A 16533-nucleotide genomic window follows, 5' to 3' on the forward strand; every position below is an offset into this window, starting at 1 on the left:
CCGCCGCGGGCCGACCGGTGCGGCGCCCCCGCGGCTACCATGGGGGCACACCAGAAGGACGCGCGCAGCCGGCGCGCGCCGGGGCCCCGTGCGCCCGAACAGCTGAGGAGCAACCCGTGGCAGAACCCACCACCCTCGACAAAGTCATCACCCTCGCGCAGCACAGGGGATTCGTCTTCCCCTCGGGTGAGATCTACGGGGGCACCCGCTCCGCGTGGGACTACGGGCCGCTCGGCGTGGAGTTCAAGGAGAACATCAAGCGCCAGTGGTGGAAGACCTTCGTGCAGGGCCGGGGCGACGTCGTCGGCCTGGACTCCGCGGTCATCCTGCCCACGGCGATCTGGCACGCCTCGGGACACGTCGGCGTCTTCTCGGACCCGCTGACCGAGTCGCTGATCACCCACAAGCGCTACCGCGCCGACCACCTCTTCGAGAAGTACGAGGAGGTCAACGGCCACCCGCCCGTGAACGGCCTCGCCGACATCCCGGACCCGGAGCACCCCGACAAGGTCGGCCAGTGGACCGAGATCAAGCAGTTCTCGGGCCTGATGAAGACCTACCTCGGCGTCGTCGACGACGAGTCGGGGCTGCACTACCTGCGTCCCGAGACCGCCCAGGGCATCTTCACCAACTTCGCGAACGTGCTGCAGAGCGCCCGCCGCAAGCCGCCCTTCGGCATCGGCCAGATCGGCAAGGCGTTCCGCAACGAGATCACCCCCGGCAACTTCATCTTCCGCACCCGCGAGTTCGAGCAGATGGAGCTCGAGTTCTTCGTCGAGCCCGGCACGGACGAGGAGTGGCAGGAGACCTGGATGCAGCTCGCCTGGGACTGGTTCGTCGGGCTCGGGATGAACCCCGAGAACATCCGGCAGTACGAGCACCCGAAGGACAAGCTCTCCCACTACTCCAAGCGCACCGTCGACATCGAGTACCGCTTCAGCTTCGCCTCGGGCGAGTGGGGCGAGCTGATGGGAGTCGCGAACCGCACCGACTACGACCTCAAGACGCACATCGAGCACTCGGGCAAGGACCTCTCGTTCTTCGACCAGAACAAGAACGAGCGCTACGTGCCGTTCGTGATCGAGCCGTCGTTCGGCCTCACCCGCGCACTCATGGCGTTCCTCGTCGACGCCTACGAGGAGCAGGAGCTGCCGCCGAACGCCAAGGGCAAGGTCGAGACGCGCACCGTGCTGCACCTCGACCCGCGCCTGGCGCCCGTCAAGGTGGCCGTGCTGCCGCTCTCGCGCAACGAGGCCCTCTCTCCGCTCGCGCGCCGCGTCGCCGACCAGCTGCGCCAGCTCTGGAACGTCGACTTCGACGACTCCGGAGCGATCGGCCGCCGCTACCGCCGCCAGGACGAGATCGGCACCCCGTACTGCGTGACCGTCGACTTCGACTCCCTCGAGGACGACGCCGTGACCGTCCGCGACCGCGACACGATGAAGCAGGAGCGCATCCCGCTCGAGCAGCTCGAGTCGTACCTCTTCACCGGGCTCCGCGGGGCCTGACGCTCCTCCCGGGACGCCGCCGACCCGACAGGCCGGCGGCGTCCCGGCGAGCGCGGACGAGCGGGCGCTGCGGTCAGCGCTCGCGGGAGAGCAGGGCGAAGACGAGGGTCGAGGTCCACTCGCCCTTGCAGAACTCGTCCTCCCGGTGGTGCGCCTCGAGGCGCATCCCGAGGCGCTCGCAGAGGCGGGCGGAGGCGGTGTTCCGGGCGTCGAGCCGCGCGATCACGCGGTGCGCGCCGAGGGTGTCGAACGCGAGGTCGAGCAGCGCCCGGGCGGACTCGGTCGCGTAGCCGCGCCCCTGCGCCTCCGGGTGCAGCACCCAGCCGATCTCGACCGCCTCCTGCTCGACGGACGACGCGATGAGCGTGAGGTCGCCGATCATCCGCCCGGCGAGGACGCCCTCGCGGGGGACGATCGCCAGCACGGCCACGTCGCCGTCGGCGGCGAGCCGTGTCGAGGGGAGGCGGCGCTGCAGGTGCGCCCGCGACTCCTCAGGGGTGCGCACCGGCCAGCGGAGGAACCTCACGGCGTCGGCGTCGCCCTGGTAGCGCGCGTGGTCCTCGGCGTCCTCCGGCCCGAGGGGGCGCAGGAGCAGGCGCTCGGTGAGCAGCGGCGCGGAGCGCAGCGGCTCCGCGTCGAAGGGGAGCCGGAGGCTCACGCGGTGGCGGCGTCCGCGTCGGGGCGCGCGACGGCGGGCTCGGCCGGGACCTCGATGCCGAAGAGCGCCTCGAGCCCGGTGAGGTACGCCTCCTGGGCTCCGGCGCGCGCGTAGTCGCGGGCGCGGACGCTCGGGGTGTGCAGCAGGACGCCGGCGAGGTGGCGGAGCGCCTGCTCGGTGCGGCCGTCCTCGTCGCCGCGGGACCGGGCCCGCTCGATCTCGGCGTCGAGCGCGTCGAACACGTGGGCGCGCAGGGCGACGACGGCCGGAGTGAGGCTCTTCTCGTCGGCGACGTCCGAGAACTTCCGGGCCGCCTTGTCGACGAGTGCGCGCGCCTGCTGCGACGCGTCGAGCACGTCGAGAGGCGCGTGCAGGCTGATCGTCTCGAGGTCGAGGAGCTCGACCCCGGCGACCGAGGTGACGTCGGAGGCGACGTTGCGCGGCAGGCCCAGGTCGATCACGAGCTGGCGCTCGCGGGAGAAGCCCTGGAGGCGCCCGGCGGCGAGCAGGGCGGCGTCGAGCACAGGCTCCTGGGTCGTGGTGCAGGTGATGACGATGTCGGCCGAGACCGCCTCGAGCGCGAGATCGGCGGCGGCGATGGGCCGGAGCGAGCGGCGGGCGGCGAAGCTCTCGGCGCGGCCGGAGGGGGAGTGCACCGCGATGTCCACCACTCCGCGTTCGCGCAGGGCCGCGACGGTCGCCCGCGCGTAGCTGCCGGTGCCGACGAGGAGGACGCGGGCCGCCCGCCAGTCGGTGACGCGGCTCGCGGCCAGGTCGAGCGCGAGGCGCACGATCGAGCGGCCGGCGCTGCCGAGGCCGGTGCGGTTCTTGATGCCGCGCGAGGTCTGCGAGGCGCGCTGGAACAGGCGCTCGAGCTCGGAGGAGGTGGTGCCGAGCCGGCGCGCCTCCTCGAGGGAGCGGCGGACCTGGCCCGCGATCTCACCCTCGCCGACCACGACGGACTCGAGCCCGCTGGAGACGGCGAAGAGGTGCTCGGCCACCCGGTCGCCCGAGACGACGTCGACGCTCCCGCGCAGCTCGTCCTGCTCGACGCCGGTCGCGGCGCTGACGGCGGCGGTGGCGGCCTCGACGGCGACGGCCTGCGCGGCGGTCAGCGGCTCCTCGATGTCGAGGTAGGCCTCGAAGCGGTTGCAGGTCGCGACGACGACTGCTCCGGAGACGAAGTCGATCCCCTCGGAGAGGGCCGCGGTCACGGCGGAGGAGTCGACGGAGAGCTTCTCGAGGAGATCGAAGCTGGCGTTCTTGTGCGACGCCGTCAGACACAGAAGCACCACGTCAGTCTACGCGCGCTCTGCGGGGCGGGGTCCCCGGACTGGGGAGGAATGCACGGATGCGCCTGGAATAATGCCGCGGTGACCTCCCCCACCGACGGCCTGCTCGATCCGCTGCACCCCCTCTCCGCCGGCCGCACGGCCGACTCGCTGCTCCTGCGCGCCTACCGCTCCGAGCGGGGCGAGAGGACGCCCGTCTGGTTCATGCGCCAGGCCGGCCGCAGCCTCCCGGAGTACCGGGCCCTGCGGACCGACACGAAGATGCTCGACGCGTGCCTCGACCCGGCGCTGGCGAGCGAGATCACCCTGCAGCCGGTGCGGCGCCACGGAGTGGACGCGGCCATCTTCTTCAGCGACATCGTGATCCCGCTGCGGCTCGCGGGCGTCGGCGTCGACATCGTGCCCGGGCGCGGTCCGGTGCTCGAGAAGCCGGTGCGCACGGCCGCCGACGTCGCCGAGCTCGCGTCGATCGACCCGTCCGTGCTCGACGAGACGCTCGAGCCCATCCGCGAGGGCGTGCGCCGCACCGTCGCGGGCCTCGGCGACACACCGCTCATCGGCTTCGCCGGCGCTCCCTTCACCCTGGCCGCCTATCTGGTGGAGGGCGGCCCGTCCAAGGACCACCTGCGCGCGCGGACGATGATGCACGCCGATCCCGCCGCCTGGGCGCAGCTGATGGAGTGGACCGCCGAGGTCACCGGCCGCTTCCTCCGTGCGCAGGTGCTCGCCGGGGCCAGCGCCGCGCAGCTCTTCGACTCCTGGGCCGGGGCGCTCTCGCTCTCGGACTACACGACCCACGTCGCTCCCGCCTCCGCGCGCGCCCTCGTCCACGTGCGCGACCTCGCGTTCGACCACGGGGAGACGCGCCGCAACGTCCCGATCGTGCACTTCGGCGTCGGCACCGGCGAGCTGCTCGGTGCGATGCACGGCATCGGCGCCGACGTGGTGGGCGTCGACTACCGGATCCCGCTCGACGAGGCCAACCACCGCCTCGGCGGGTTCGTGCCGGTGCAGGGCAACGTCGACCCGGCGCTGCTGACCGCGCCGTGGGAGGTCCTCGAGGCCCACGTCGACGACGTGCTCCGCCGCGGCCTGAGCGCGCCCGCGCACGTGCTCAACCTCGGCCACGGCGTGCCGCCCGAGACCGACCCCGACGTGCTCACGCGCCTCGTCGCGTTCGTGCACGCCTGGCGGCCGTGAGCGAGGAGCGCCCCCGCGACGCCGCGTCGTACGACGTCGCGGTCGTCGGCGGCGGAGTGGCGGGGCTCGCCGCCGCCGCGGAGTGCCTGCGCATCGGCCTGCGCGTCGTGGTGCTCGAGGCGGGGGAGCGGGTCGGCGGCTCCGTCTCCCCGCTCGCGCTGGCCGGAGCCGCGCTCGACGCGGGCGCCGAGAGCTTCGCCACCCGCGGCGGCCACGTCGAGCGGGCGCTCGCCGCGCTGACCCTCGACGGCGTCCCGCTCGCCGAGTCGATCGTCGAGCCGCGGACGCACGGCTCGTGGCTGCACCTCTCGGGCGGCCGCTCCGTGCCGTCGCCCCGGGCCGGCATCCTCGGCATCCCCGGCACGCCGCTCGCCCCCGACGTGGTGCGCGCGATCGGCCGCCGCGGCGCCTGGCGCGCCTGGCTCGACACCCTGATGCCGGTGCTGCGCATCGGCCGCGCCCACTCCCTCGCCGAGCTCGTGCGCACCCGGATGGGCGAGCGCGTGCTCGAGGACCTGGTCGCGCCGGTCGTGTCGGGCGTCTACTCGAGCCGGCCGGACGACATCGACGTCGACCTCGCCGCACCCGGACTGAACGGCGCGCTCACCCGCGCGGGCTCCCTCGCGCGGGCCGTGGCCGCCCTCCGCGCGAACCTCCCGGCCGGAGTCGCGGTCCGCGGGCTCGAGGGCGGGATGCACCGCCTGGTCGCCGCGCTGGTCCAGCGGATCGACTACCTCTCCGGCGAGATCCGCACCGGCGCCTCCGTGCAACGGCTCGACGGCTCCGACGGGGACTTCGTCCTGACCCTCGCCGACGGCTCGCTGAGCGCCCGAGCGGTGATCGTCTCGACGCCGGAGCGCGACGCCCGGGCGCTGCTCGCCGGCCTCGCGCCCGCCGTCGCGGAGCGCGCCGAGGAGGCGCCGCACGACTCCGTCGAGCTGGTGACCCTCGTCCTCGACGACGCCCGCCTGGATGCCGCCCCCCGCGGCTCCGGCGTGCTCGTGGCGCCCACCGCCACCGACGTCACGGCCAAGGCGATCACGCACGCGACGGCGAAGTGGGACTGGCTGGCCGCCTCCCTCCCGCCCGGGCGCCACGTGCTGCGCCTCTCCTACGGGCGCCCGGGCGAGCGCCCGCCGCTCGAGGGGCGCACCGACGCCGAGGCGGCGGCGATCGCCCTGCTCGACGCCTCGACGCTGCTGGGCCTCGCCCTCGATCCGGCGTCGCTCGTCGACTCCGCCCGGGTGCGCTGGGCCAACGTCCGGCCCGCCGCGGCGCTGGGCCGCCGCGCGCACCTGGAGGCGTTCCGCGAGGCGCTCGCTCCGATCGAGGGAGTCGCCGTGACCGGCACCTGGATCGCGGGCACGGGCCTCGCCTCGGTGCTCCCGCACGCCGCCGAGACGGCCGCCCTTATCCGGCGCCGACTGGTGCGTCAAGGAGTCGGGCTGCCGAGCGACGCCCGCGACGCCGACGGCTACTCTTAGGCCCAGGCATCCGTGCGAGCGCGCGGCGTGCCCCGGCACGAGTGGTCACCGACCGCGTGGACGATCGCGAGAGCGACCCAGGACGAGGAGTAGGCGTGAAGGGCAAGATTCTTTTCGTGGCAGGAGCCGCAGCCGGGTACGTGCTGGGAGCACGCGCCGGCCGCAAGCGGTACGAGCAGATCGCCTCGGCGGCCGACCGCTTCTGGCGGACCCAGCCGGTGCAGGACGTCGCGGGCGCCGTCGGCGGCGCCGCGAAGACCCAGCTGAGCAGCGTCTCGGACAAGGCGTACGAGGTCGTGCGCTCGGTGGTCGTCAAGGCCGTCTCGGGTGGCAGGAAGGCCCAGGGAGCGAGCGAGGCGGAGGCATCGGCCGCCGCCCGCAAGGCTGCCTCGAAGGTCGACGAGGCCGCGGCGTCGGCCGGCTCCGGCGGGTCGACGACGTCCACCTCCACCAGCAGGGCCTAGTGCTCATCCCTCCGGCCGTGCCAGGCGCGCGCCGGCCGGCACGTCCCACCCTCGAGGAGCTCCCGTGGTGAACGAACGCAATCCCAAGAACGCCCGATCACTGGGGGAGCTGGTCAGCGACCTGCCCGGCCTCGTGATCGAGCTCGTCAAGGCCGAGGTCGCCTCGCTGAAGAACGAGCTTGCGGGCAAGGCGAAGAGCGCGGGTCTGGCCGTCGGCCTGTTCGCGGTCGCGGCCTTCCTCCTCCTGACCGCGTGGGCGACGCTGGTCGCGTTCGCGATCATCGGCATCGCCTCCTGGCTGCCGGCCTGGCTGTCGGCGCTGATCGTCACCGTCTTCTTCCTCCTGGTGGCCGTGATCCTCGCCCTCGTCGGCGTGCGCACCATCAAGAAGGCCGTGCCGCCGGTGCCCCAGGACTCGATCGACAGCATCAAGAAGGACGTCCAGGCGTTCAAGGGAGTGGGCAGCTATGACAACTGAGCGATCCGTCAGCAGCGCCACGCCCCGCTTCGTCGACCCGGCGCAGCTCGAGCCCGGCCAGCTGAGGGCCGACATCGAGCGCGCCCGCTCCGAGCTCGCCGCGACCCTCGACGCCATCGAGTACAAGGTCAACGTGCCGCGCAAGGTGCGCACGGCCCAGCGGACGATCGAGCGCAAGCTCCAGGTCGTGCGCCGCCGGAACCCCTCCGCGCTGATCGCCGGAGCGGTCGGCGCCGCCGCCGCCGTGGGCCTCGTCGTCTGGGGCGTCGCGCAGCAGATCATCGAGGACTGAGCGCCGGAGGGCCCGGGGCGCTAGCGTCCCGCGCCCTCCGGCGCCAGAGCCCCCGCCGCTTTTGTGCATCGGCACGAGCGGAGGGATGATGGATCAATGACCGATCAGACCGCCGGCACGGCGGGTCCCGTTCAGTCCGCCCCCGACACGAGCGCCGCCGCTCCGGCGCCGCAGCCCCCCGCCGATCAGGATCACTCCGATCAGGCCCTGGGATACACGCTCTGGGCGGTTCTCCGCAGGGATCCCGCACGTCCGTTCACCCTCTCCAGCGACGCCGTGGATCCCGCGGTGAAGCAGTACGAGCACCTCGTCGCCCAGCTCGAGGGCGAGGGCGTGACCGTCCGCGGCACCTACGACGTCTCGGCCCTGCGCGCCGACGCCGACATCATGCTGTGGCTCACCGGCCCGGCACCCGAGGAGCTGCAGCGGGCCTACCGCGAGCTGCGCCGCACGGAGCTGCTGGTCGGCCTCCTGCCGACGTGGAACGCGATGGGCGTGCACCGCGACGCCGAGTTCAGCTCGAACCACCTCCCCGCCTACATGCGCGGGAAGGCGCCGGCCCGCTGGCTCACGGTCTACCCCTTCGTCCGCTCCTACGAGTGGTACATCCTCCCCGAGGAGGAGCGCCGCGCGATGCTCGCCCAGCACGGGCGCCAGGGCTCGCGGTTCCGCTCCGTCCTGACCAACACGGTCGCCTCGTTCTCGCTCGGCGACTACGAGTGGATCCTCGCCCTCGAGGACGAGGAGCTCGTCAACCTCGTCGACCTCATGCGCGACCTGCGCGCCACCGAGGCCCGCCGCCACGTGCGCGAGGAAGTCCCCTTCTACACAGGACGGCGCATCGACGCCGACCAGATCGCCGAGGTGCTCCGATGAGCGACACGACCAGCGAGCCGATCCTCGTCCGCGGGGCCACCCCCGCGGCGGCCTCCGGCCCCGAGCACGTCGAGGTCCCCGTGGCATACGACGCGATCCTCCTCGCCGGCTTCGGCGGGCCCGAGGGTCAGGACGACGTCATCCCGTTCCTGCGCAACGTCACGCGAGGCCGCGGCATCCCGGAGGAGCGCCTCGAGGAGGTCGCCCACCACTACCGCCACTTCGGCGGCGTCAGCCCGATCAACGCGCAGAACCGCGCGCTGAAGAAGGCGCTCGAGGTCGAGCTCGCGAACCGCGGCATCGACCTCCCCGTGCTCTGGGGCAACCGCAACTGGGCGCCCTACATGAGCGAGGCCGTCGCGGAGGCGAAGGAGCGCGGCTTCACCGACCTGATCGCCATCGCGACCAGCGCCTACTCCTCCTTCTCGTCCTGCAGGCAGTACCGCGAGGACTACGCCGCGGCGCTCGACGCGACCGGCCTCGAGGGCGAGCTGCGGATCGACAAGGTGCGCCAGTTCTTCGACCACCCCGGCTTCGTCATGCCGTTCGTCAAGGCCGTCCACGACGGACTCGACCAGCTGCGCGAGCGGATGCCCGACCTCGACGTCACGACCGAGGTGGAGGTGCTGTTCTCGACGCACTCGATCCCCATGGCCGACGCCGAGCGCAGCGGACCCCACGAGCGCCACGAGGACGGCACCGTCGTCGACGTGCACGAGTTCGGCCCCGGCGGCGCCTACGAGGCGCAGCACCTCGCCGTCGCCGAGGTCGTCATGGCCGCGGCCACGGACGAGGACGTGCCCTGGCAGCTCGTCTACCAGTCGCGCTCCGGCCCGCCCACCCAGCCCTGGCTCGAGCCGGACATCAACGACGCCATCGCGGAGCTGCCGGCCCGCGGCCGCCGGGCGCTGCTGATCGTCCCGCTCGGCTTCGTGTCCGACCACATGGAGGTCATGTGGGACCTCGACAACGAGGCCCTCGAGACCTCGGAGGAGCACGGACTCGTCGCGCTCCGCGTCGCGACTCCCGGTACAGACCCGCTCTACGTCTCCGGCCTGGTCGACCTCGTCCTCGAGCGCGTCAACGGCGTGCCGACGGAGGACCGTCCCTCGATGACGGCGCTCGGCCCCTGGTACGACGTCTGCCGCCCCGGCTGCTGCGAGAACGTGCGAGCGGGGTTCAAGCCCGCTCTGGCGGGAGTCGCACCGTGATGAGGAGTCGTCTGTCGTGAGCATCAGAGTCGGCACCCGCGCGAGCGCGCTCGCGGTGGCGCAGACGCGGATGACGGCCGATCTGATGTCGGCCGCCGCCGGGGTGCCCGTGGAGCTGGTGCGCATCGAGTCGGACGGCGACCGCATGCGCGGCTCGCTCGCCTCCCTCGGCGGCACCGGCGTGTTCGTCAGCGCCCTGCGCGACGCGCTGCTCGCCGGGCGCTGCGATGCGATCGTGCACTCGCTGAAGGACCTGCCCACCGCTCCGGTGGAGGGCCTGCTGCTCGGAGCGGTGCCCGAGCGGGAGGACCCGCGCGACGCGCTGTGCGCCCGCGACGGGCTCACCCTCGCGACCCTGCCGGTCGGCGCCCGCGTGGGCACGGGCTCGCCCCGTCGGCGCGCGGCGCTGCTGGCCGCCCGTCCGGACCTCGAGATCGTCGACATCCGCGGCAACATCGACACCCGGCTCCGGCGGGTGCTGCCCGGCAGCGACTCGCCGCTGGACGCGATCGTGCTCGCCCTGTCCGGCCTGCGCCGTCTCGGCCGGGTCGACGCGATCACCGAGGTGCTCGGCTTCGACGTCTCGCCGCACGCCCCCGGTCAGGGAGCGCTGGCCATCGAGGTGCGCGACGAGGAGCCGTCGGAGGAGCTGCGGGCCGCTCTCGCCGCCGTCGAGCACGTCCCCACCCGCGCGGCGATCACGGCCGAGCGCTCGCTCCTCGCCTCCCTCGAGGCCGGGTGCGCCGCTCCGATCGGAGCCTCCGCGGTCGTCGAGGCGGACCGAGTGGTCCTGCACGGCGTGGTCTTCGCCGTCGACGGCGCGGCGTCCCTCTCACGGGAGGTCGCGGAGCCGGTCGATAACGGTTCGGTCGGCGGTGGTCGACACCGGGCGGATCCGCAGTATGGTGGTCGCGAACTGCCCGTCGTCGAAGCCGCGTTCCGTTGCGGCTCTCTGCTCGCTGACGCGCTTCTCGGTGCGGGTGCCGCCGAACTCGCACCCCTGGGAGCCCCTTCGTGATCGTCCCCGCCGCCTACTCCCAGTGGGAGAAGCCGTTGCAGGGGTGGCGCATCCTCGTCCCCCGCGGAGGCCCGTGGGGGGACGGTGTCGCCGCCGCTCTCCGAGCCAAGGGAGCCTCGCCCGTCGTCGCTCCGATGATCAACTTCGCGCCGACCGACGACTTCCCCGCGCTCGAGCAGGCCCTCGCCGACCTCGAGGCCGGCGCGTTCGACTGGATGACCGTCACGAGCGCCACCACCGTCGACGTCCTCTCCCTCCTGCGCACCACCGTGCCCGCGAGCACCAAGGTGGCGGCGGTCGGCGAGACCACGGCGGCCGCGCTCGTCGCCGCCGGTTACTCCGTCGACCTCGTCCCCTCCGAGGACAACTCCGCCCGCGGCCTCCTGGCCGAGTGGGAGGAGGCGACCGGCGGCCGGCACCCTCTGCGCGTGCTGACGCTCCGATCCGAGATCGCCAAGCCGCTGCTCACCGAGGGCCTCACCCGGATCGGGCACGACGTGCGCTCCGTGGTCGCCTACCGCACGGTCGGCGTCCCCGTGGAGGAGCGCGTCGTGGCCGACGTCGCCGGCGGAGCCGTGCACGCGATCCTCGTCACCTCCGGCAGCGTCGCGGAGCAGGTCCAGAAGCAGCTCGGCCCGGTGCCCGAGTCGATCCTCGTCGCCGCGATCGGCCCGCAGACCGCGAAGGACGCCCGCGCCTTCGGCCTGCGCGTCGACGTGGTCGCCGACGAGCGCTCGGCCTCCTCCCTCATCGACGCGGTCGCCGCCGTCGCCACGGAGCGCGCTCCCCGCTGAGCCGCCTCCCCGGCGCACGACGTTGGCGCACGACTTCGGCGCACGACTTCGGCGCACGACGTCGGCCAGGAGTGGTCGGCCTCGCTCCACAGGGCAGGGACCCGCCTCTCGGCTGAGGTCGTGCGCGGTACCGGGGGAGCGACTCACTCGATCCCGTGCCGCCGACGCTGTGCCGCGGTCCACAGGTGCTCCTTCCTGCGGACGAGGGTGAAGAGGGCCTCCTCGGTGCGCGGCCAGTCCTCCATGATCTGGTGGCTGTCGAGCCGGATGCAGAGGTACTCCTGCCGGGCGAGCTCGAGGTCCCGACGCCGGTCCTCGTGGAACTGCTCGATGCCGGAGTGGAAGCGGTGGCCGTCACTCTCGAGCACCAGGCGGTCTCCGATGATCTGATCGACGCGGCCGACCCCGGAGACGGGGACCTGAGTCCGGACCCGGACGTTGTGCCGACGAGTGCTCAGACGCGTCCTCGTCTCGAGGCCGGACTGGCTCCGCCCGTCGACGCGGGTGAACAGATCGCGCTTGCCGATCGGAGCGAGGGCTCGCAGGTCGAGGAGGGCGTCCGAGGTGAGCAGGCCCGTGTTCAGGGCCGAATCGATCGTCACGATCGCGTCGTCCTCGGCGACGCAGGTCACGAGATGCAGAACGGCGGCTCCGACGCCGTCCTGCGAGAACGAGCGCCTCCCCTGCCCGGGCCAGCGGCGCCAGTGACCGACCCAGCCGGGCCGGAGGTCGTGGACGGAGGAGTCGCCGAGCGCGACGTGCAGTGCGGGTCGCTCGACGGTCCAGAGCCCGAGGTGGTGCAGAAGCGAGAGGCAGGTCACCACCCCGCCCGCCCGCACGGCGGCGAGCTCGACGGGCGGCGCGGACGGCAGTGCGTACCACCCGCGGCGCACCCGGACGACGTCTCGTGAGGCCAGTGCCCGCTCGAGGGCCGCCCGCGGGACCCCGGCGGCTCGAAGTGCTCGTGCCGGTGCGAAGCCGCCGCTCGAGCGGAGAAGGGTGAGGAGCTCGTGCATGTGCGGATTCTGCCTGGGCGGGCCGGCGTCCCCGCCCGCTGGAGGGCGTACCTGGGGAGGGCGCGGACGGAAGGCGCGTGGGGGAGGACTGCACGACGTCGGCCAAGAGAGGTGGGCTTCGCTCCACAGGGCAGTGACCCGCCTCTCGGCTGACGTCCTGCGTCCGGAGCACCTCCACGGGGCGGGGCGTCCGCGCTCCCGGGAGGCGCTCGGCGGGGCGGGATTACGCTGGAGGACATGACTGCCATCCGCCCGCGCCGCCTCCGCACGACCCCCGCACTCCGCCGTCTCGTCCAAGAGACGCGCATCCATCCGGCGCAGCTGATCCTGCCCCTCTTCGTGGCCGAGGGGACCACCGAGGCCCGGCCGATCGGGTCGATGCCGGGAGTGCTGCACCACTCGCTGGACAGCGTCCGCGGAGCGGTGACGGAAGCGGCCGAGGCGGGGATCGGCGGCGTGATGCTGTTCGGCGTGCCCACCACGCGCGACGCCGTCGGCTCGGGTGCGACCGACCCCGACGGCGTCCTCAACGCCGCGACGCGGGTCGTCGTGGAGGAGGTCGGCGATGCGCTGGTCGTGCAGACCGACCTGTGCCTGGACGAGTTCACCGATCACGGCCACTGCGGCGTGCTCGACGAGCGCGGGCGCGTCGACAACGACGCCACGCTCCTCCGCTACGAGGAGATGGCGCTCGCGCAGGCCGAGGCCGGCTCCCACCTGCTCGGGCTCTCGGGGATGATGGACGGCCAGGTCGGGGCGATCCGCGCCGCTCTCGACGGCGCCGGGCACCTGGACACCGCGATCCTCGCGTACTCGGCGAAGTACGCCTCCAGCTTCTACGGTCCGTTCCGCGAGGCCGTGCAGTCCACGCTCGAGGGCGATCGCCGCACCTACCAGCAGGACCCGGCGAACCGCCGCGAGGGCCTGCGCGAGGCGACCCTCGACCTCGCCGAGGGCGCCGACGTGGTGATGGTGAAGCCGGCCATGAGCTACCTCGACGTGCTCTCGGACGTCGCCTCCGTCTCGGACGTGCCGGTCTGGGCGTACCAGGTGTCGGGGGAGTACGCGATGATCGAGGCCGCCGCTGCGAACGGCTGGATCTCGCGCGAGCCGGCGATCCTCGAGTCGGTCACGGGGATCCTCCGCGCGGGTGCCGACGCCGTGCTCACCTACTGGGCCGTCGAGATCGCCCGCGACCTGCTGAAGTAGCCGCTCCTGGGCCCCGGAGCGAGCCTCGGCATCTCGTCCGAAAGCGCTCCTCCGGCGCCGGGGCGCCGAGCGGCGCGCGTACCCTGGAGGGGTGACCACCTCGGCGAACGACACCCTGTACGAGCGTGCCCGGCACGCGATCCCCGGAGGCGTCAATTCGCCCGTCAGAGCGTTCCGCTCGGTCGGCGGGACCCCGCGCTTCATGGTGTCCGCCGCCGGCCCCTACATCACGGACGCGGACGGGCGCGAGTACGTCGACCTCGTCTGCTCCTGGGGCCCCGCCGTCCTCGGTCACGCGCACCCCGAGGTCGTCGCGGCGGTGCAGGAGGCGGCCGCCCGCGGCCTCTCGTTCGGCGCGTCCACTCCGGCCGAGACGGACCTCGCCGAGCTGGTCGAGGCGCGGATCACGGCCGGGGGAGTCTCGCCGATCGAGAAGCTCCGCCTGGTCTCGACCGGCACCGAGGCGACGATGACGGCGATCCGCCTCGCCCGCGGCGTCACCGGCCGCGACCTGCTGATCAAGTTCTCCGGCCACTACCACGGCCACTCCGACGGGCTGCTGGCCGACGCCGGCTCCGGTCTCGCGACCCTCTCGCTGCCCGCCTCCGCCGGCGTCACGGCCGCGACCGCGGCGCAGACGATCGTCCTGCCGTACAACGACCTCGAGGCGGTGCGCGCGGTCCTGGCGGAGCGCGGCGCCGACATCGCCGCGGTCATCACCGAGGCCGCGGCGGCCAACATGGGCGTCGTCGCCCCGGACCCGGGCTTCAACGCGGCCCTCGCCGAGCTCGTGCACGCGAACGGATCGCTGCTGATCATGGACGAGGTGCTGACCGGGTTCCGCGTGAGCGCCGGCGGCTGGTGGGGGCTCGAGAACCGCGGCGCCGAGGCTCCGTACCGGGCCGACCTCTACACCTTCGGCAAGGTCATCGGCGGAGGGATGCCGGTCGCGGCTCTCGGCGGCCGTGCGGACGTCATGGACCACCTGGCGCCACTAGGGCCGGTGTACCAGGCGGGCACCCTCTCCGGGAACCCGGTCGCGGTGGCCGCGGGCATCCGGACGCTGCAGCTGGCCGACGACGCGGTCTACGCCTCGCTCGACGCCACGGCGCGGACGCTGCAGCGCGAGGTGTCGGCGGCGCTGACCGCCGAGGGCGTCGCGCACACGGTGCAGACGGCCGGGAGCCTCTTCAGCTTCATGTTCACGGACCTGGGCCGACCGGTGCGCGACTACGCCGAGGTCCAGGCGCAGGAGTCGTTCCGCTACCCGGCGTTCTTCCACGCGATGCTCGACGCGGGCGTCTCGCTGCCGCCGTCGGTCTACGAGGCATGGTTCGTCTCGGCGGCGCACGACGACGCGGCCGTCGGGCGCATCGTGGACGCGCTGCCGGCGGCGGCGAAGGCCGCGGCGGCCGCCCGGGCGTAGGCTCCCGGGTCGCCCGGGATCGGGCGGGACGTCCTCGCCGTACCGGGCGACGGACCGTCCCGTGCGCCCGGCCGCCGGCGTGCGGCGACCGGGCAGGGGCGGGAGTCCTCAGCCCCGGCGCGAGACCGACTTCGGCAGCACGAACACCAGCGCGAAGGCGGCGACCGCCATCAGGGTGCTGAGGAGCATCGCGGGAGCCGCGGCGTCGAGGAAGCCCGAGGCGACCGTGTCCGGACCCGTGATGACGAGGCTCCCGAACAGCACGCTGCCGATGACCGCGATGCCGACGGCCGAGCCGATGCGCTGGATCGCCGAGATCACGCCACTGGCCGCGCCCGCGTCCTGCGGGTCGACGGTCGAGACGATGAACTGCACGTTCGGGGCGATGAAGAAGCCGTTGCCCAGGCCCGCGATCAGCAGCGGCGGCAGGAGCTGCCAGTTGCTGATCGAGTCCGGCGTCGCGGTCAGCAGCACCAGCCAGACCCAGCCGAGCCCGATGGCGAGCAGGCCGCTGCCCATCACCAGCACGTTGCGGCCCAGGCGCGCGGTCATCCGGTTGCTCTGCGAGGAGCTGATGATGCTGCCGATCGCGAAGGGGATCGACACCAGTCCCGACTCGAGAGCGGTGTGGCCGAGGCCCGACTGCCAGAGCAGCGAGATGGTGAAGAAGATGCTCGTGAAGGCGGCGAAGTAGACCAGCGCGAGGATCACGCCCCCCGTGAAGGCCGGGTGGCGGAACAGCGACGGCGGCACCAGCGGAGCGCGGCCACGGCGGACGTGGAGGACCTCCCAGGCGCCGAACGCGGCGAGGAGCAGCACTCCGCCGGCGATCGAGAGGAAGGTCCACAGCGGCCAGCCCTCGTCCTCGCCCTGGATGAGCGGGACGAGCAGAGCGACCAGGCCGCCGGAGACGAGCACGAGGCCGAGCCAGTCGACGCCTCCGCTCGGGGCGCGATCGCCTGCCTCGAGGTCGCGGCGGGCGGGGAGGAGGACGGCGGCGGCGATCAGGGTCGCGACGCCGATGGGCAGGTTCACCCAGAAGACCAGGCGCCAGCCGTTCTCGTCGCCGAAGGCCTGGATGATCAGGCCGCCGATGATCGGGCCGAGCGCCGACGAGACGCCGAGGACCGCGCCCATCACCGCGAAGGCCTTGCCCCGCGAGGGACCGCGGAAGAGGAGCTGGATGTAGGCGTTGACCGCCGGGACGAAGACGCCGCCCGCCAGGCCCTGCACGATGCGGGCGATGACGAGCTGGGTGTCGTCCGCGGCCAGTCCGCACGCGAAGCTGGCGACAGTGAACAGGGCGATGCCGCTGACGAAGACCCACTTGTGCCCGAAGCGGTCGCCGAGGCGGCCGGCGGGGATCAGGGCGAGGCCGAACGCGAGGGCGTAGCCGGAGATGATCCAGGAGAGCGTCGACTCGGAGGCGTCGAGCGTGGTGCGGATGGTGGGCAGCGCCACGTTCACGATGGTCGTGTCGAGCAGGGCGATGAACATGCCCGCGAGCAGGACGATCAGCGAGCGCCAGGCGCGCTTGTCGGGGGCGGGAGGGGCGCCGGTCGATCGGGCGGTCGACGTCTCGGTCATCGCAGGAGTGCCTTTCGAGC

At 73.3% G+C, this 16533-nt stretch carries 16 protein-coding genes; 12 read left to right on the forward strand and 4 right to left on the reverse strand.

What is annotated here, in order from left to right; translation table 11 throughout:
- The first annotated feature begins 116 nt into the window (after window positions 1-116).
- Window positions 117-1508, forward strand: coding sequence for a glycine--tRNA ligase (locus C5C24_RS06990; protein ID WP_104226140.1), 1392 nt, complete (start codon window positions 117-119; stop codon window positions 1506-1508).
- A 73-nt stretch (window positions 1509-1581) separates the two neighbouring features.
- Here the strand turns inward: C5C24_RS06990 and C5C24_RS06995 are convergent, their stop codons facing one another.
- Together C5C24_RS06995 and C5C24_RS07000 are read right to left on the reverse strand one after the other, a co-directional pair.
- Entirely contained in the window at window positions 1582-2166 is a 585-nt protein-coding gene (locus C5C24_RS06995; RefSeq protein ID WP_219812844.1) for a GNAT family N-acetyltransferase, read from the reverse strand.
- The gene (locus C5C24_RS07000) at window positions 2163-3458 is read right to left on the reverse strand and encodes a glutamyl-tRNA reductase (protein ID WP_104304616.1); all 1296 of its coding nucleotides are present in this window, start codon (window positions 3456-3458) and stop codon (window positions 2163-2165) included. Before C5C24_RS07000 ends, C5C24_RS06995 begins: the two co-directional genes overlap by 4 nt.
- A 51-nt stretch (window positions 3459-3509) precedes the next feature.
- Between C5C24_RS07000 and hemE the strand changes: the two genes are divergently transcribed.
- The 9 genes from hemE to C5C24_RS07045 all read left to right on the forward strand — a co-directional run bounded on the left by hemE (window position 3510) and on the right by C5C24_RS07045 (window position 11275).
- Window positions 3510-4658, forward strand: a complete 1149-nt coding sequence (gene hemE, locus C5C24_RS07005) for a uroporphyrinogen decarboxylase (protein WP_104255341.1) — start codon at window positions 3510-3512, stop codon at window positions 4656-4658.
- Window positions 4655-6142: an NAD(P)/FAD-dependent oxidoreductase gene (locus tag C5C24_RS07010; protein ID WP_258065077.1), complete on the forward strand. Its 1488-nt coding sequence runs from the start codon at window positions 4655-4657 to the stop codon at window positions 6140-6142. Before hemE ends, C5C24_RS07010 begins: the two co-directional genes overlap by 4 nt.
- A gap of 116 nt (window positions 6143-6258) precedes the next feature.
- A complete protein-coding gene (locus C5C24_RS18380; protein WP_146082545.1) occupies window positions 6259-6606 on the forward strand; it encodes a YtxH domain-containing protein in 348 nt (115 codons plus the stop codon).
- A 67-nt stretch (window positions 6607-6673) separates the two neighbouring features.
- Window positions 6674-7084, forward strand: coding sequence for a phage holin family protein (locus C5C24_RS07020; RefSeq protein ID WP_244229489.1), 411 nt, complete (start codon window positions 6674-6676; stop codon window positions 7082-7084).
- Window positions 7074-7376: a DUF3618 domain-containing protein gene (locus tag C5C24_RS07025; protein WP_104304611.1), complete on the forward strand. Its 303-nt coding sequence runs from the start codon at window positions 7074-7076 to the stop codon at window positions 7374-7376. Before C5C24_RS07020 ends, C5C24_RS07025 begins: the two co-directional genes overlap by 11 nt.
- Window positions 7377-7472: 96 nt before the next feature.
- Entirely contained in the window at window positions 7473-8252 is a 780-nt protein-coding gene (gene hemQ / locus C5C24_RS07030; RefSeq protein WP_104233087.1) for a hydrogen peroxide-dependent heme synthase, read from the forward strand.
- The gene (locus C5C24_RS07035; RefSeq protein WP_104304612.1) at window positions 8249-9463 is read left to right on the forward strand and encodes a ferrochelatase; all 1215 of its coding nucleotides are present in this window, start codon (window positions 8249-8251) and stop codon (window positions 9461-9463) included. The genes hemQ and C5C24_RS07035 overlap by 4 nt, the downstream gene beginning before the upstream one ends.
- A gap of 16 nt (window positions 9464-9479) precedes the next feature.
- Window positions 9480-10481: a hydroxymethylbilane synthase gene (gene hemC / locus C5C24_RS07040; RefSeq protein WP_104276227.1), complete on the forward strand. Its 1002-nt coding sequence runs from the start codon at window positions 9480-9482 to the stop codon at window positions 10479-10481.
- On the forward strand, window positions 10481-11275 hold the full coding sequence (locus C5C24_RS07045; protein ID WP_104222950.1) for a uroporphyrinogen-III synthase: 795 nt from the start codon (window positions 10481-10483) through the stop codon (window positions 11273-11275). The genes hemC and C5C24_RS07045 overlap by 1 nt, the downstream gene beginning before the upstream one ends.
- Window positions 11276-11418: 143 nt before the next feature.
- Here C5C24_RS07045 and C5C24_RS07050 read toward each other — a convergent pair whose 3' ends face one another.
- Entirely contained in the window at window positions 11419-12291 is an 873-nt protein-coding gene (locus C5C24_RS07050; RefSeq protein ID WP_146082546.1) for a type IV toxin-antitoxin system AbiEi family antitoxin domain-containing protein, read from the reverse strand.
- Between the two features lie 237 nt (window positions 12292-12528).
- On the opposite strand from C5C24_RS07050, the gene hemB reads away from it, so the two are divergent.
- Window positions 12529-13500, forward strand: coding sequence for a porphobilinogen synthase (gene hemB, locus C5C24_RS07055; protein WP_104281354.1), 972 nt, complete (start codon window positions 12529-12531; stop codon window positions 13498-13500).
- A gap of 91 nt (window positions 13501-13591) precedes the next feature.
- Window positions 13592-14926, forward strand: coding sequence for a glutamate-1-semialdehyde 2,1-aminomutase (gene hemL / locus C5C24_RS07060; RefSeq protein ID WP_104276224.1), 1335 nt, complete (start codon window positions 13592-13594; stop codon window positions 14924-14926).
- A gap of 108 nt (window positions 14927-15034) precedes the next feature.
- Here hemL and C5C24_RS07065 read toward each other — a convergent pair.
- The coding region (locus tag C5C24_RS07065) for an MFS transporter (RefSeq protein ID WP_374955325.1) at window positions 15035-16533 on the reverse strand (1499 nt) is incomplete at its 5' end.

Origin of the sequence: Rathayibacter sp. AY2B3 (assembly GCF_002931755.1) — a bacterium.
GTDB lineage: Bacteria > Actinomycetota > Actinomycetes > Actinomycetales > Microbacteriaceae > Rathayibacter.

Coding starts and splice junctions, on each gene's coding strand:
- hemE (WP_104255341.1), top strand. CDS start 3,510: ATGCACGGATGCGCCTGGAATAATGCCGCGGTGACCTCCCCCACCGAC.
- C5C24_RS07025 (WP_104304611.1), top strand. CDS start 7,074: ATGACAACTGAGCGATCCGTCAGCAGCGCCACGCCCCGCTTCGTCGAC.
- hemQ (WP_104233087.1), top strand. CDS start 7,473: ATGACCGATCAGACCGCCGGCACGGCGGGTCCCGTTCAGTCCGCCCCC.
- C5C24_RS07035 (WP_104304612.1), top strand. CDS start 8,249: ATGAGCGACACGACCAGCGAGCCGATCCTCGTCCGCGGGGCCACCCCC.
- C5C24_RS07050 (WP_146082546.1), bottom strand. CDS start 12,291: ATGCACGAGCTCCTCACCCTTCTCCGCTCGAGCGGCGGCTTCGCACCG.
- hemB (WP_104281354.1), top strand. CDS start 12,529: ATGACTGCCATCCGCCCGCGCCGCCTCCGCACGACCCCCGCACTCCGC.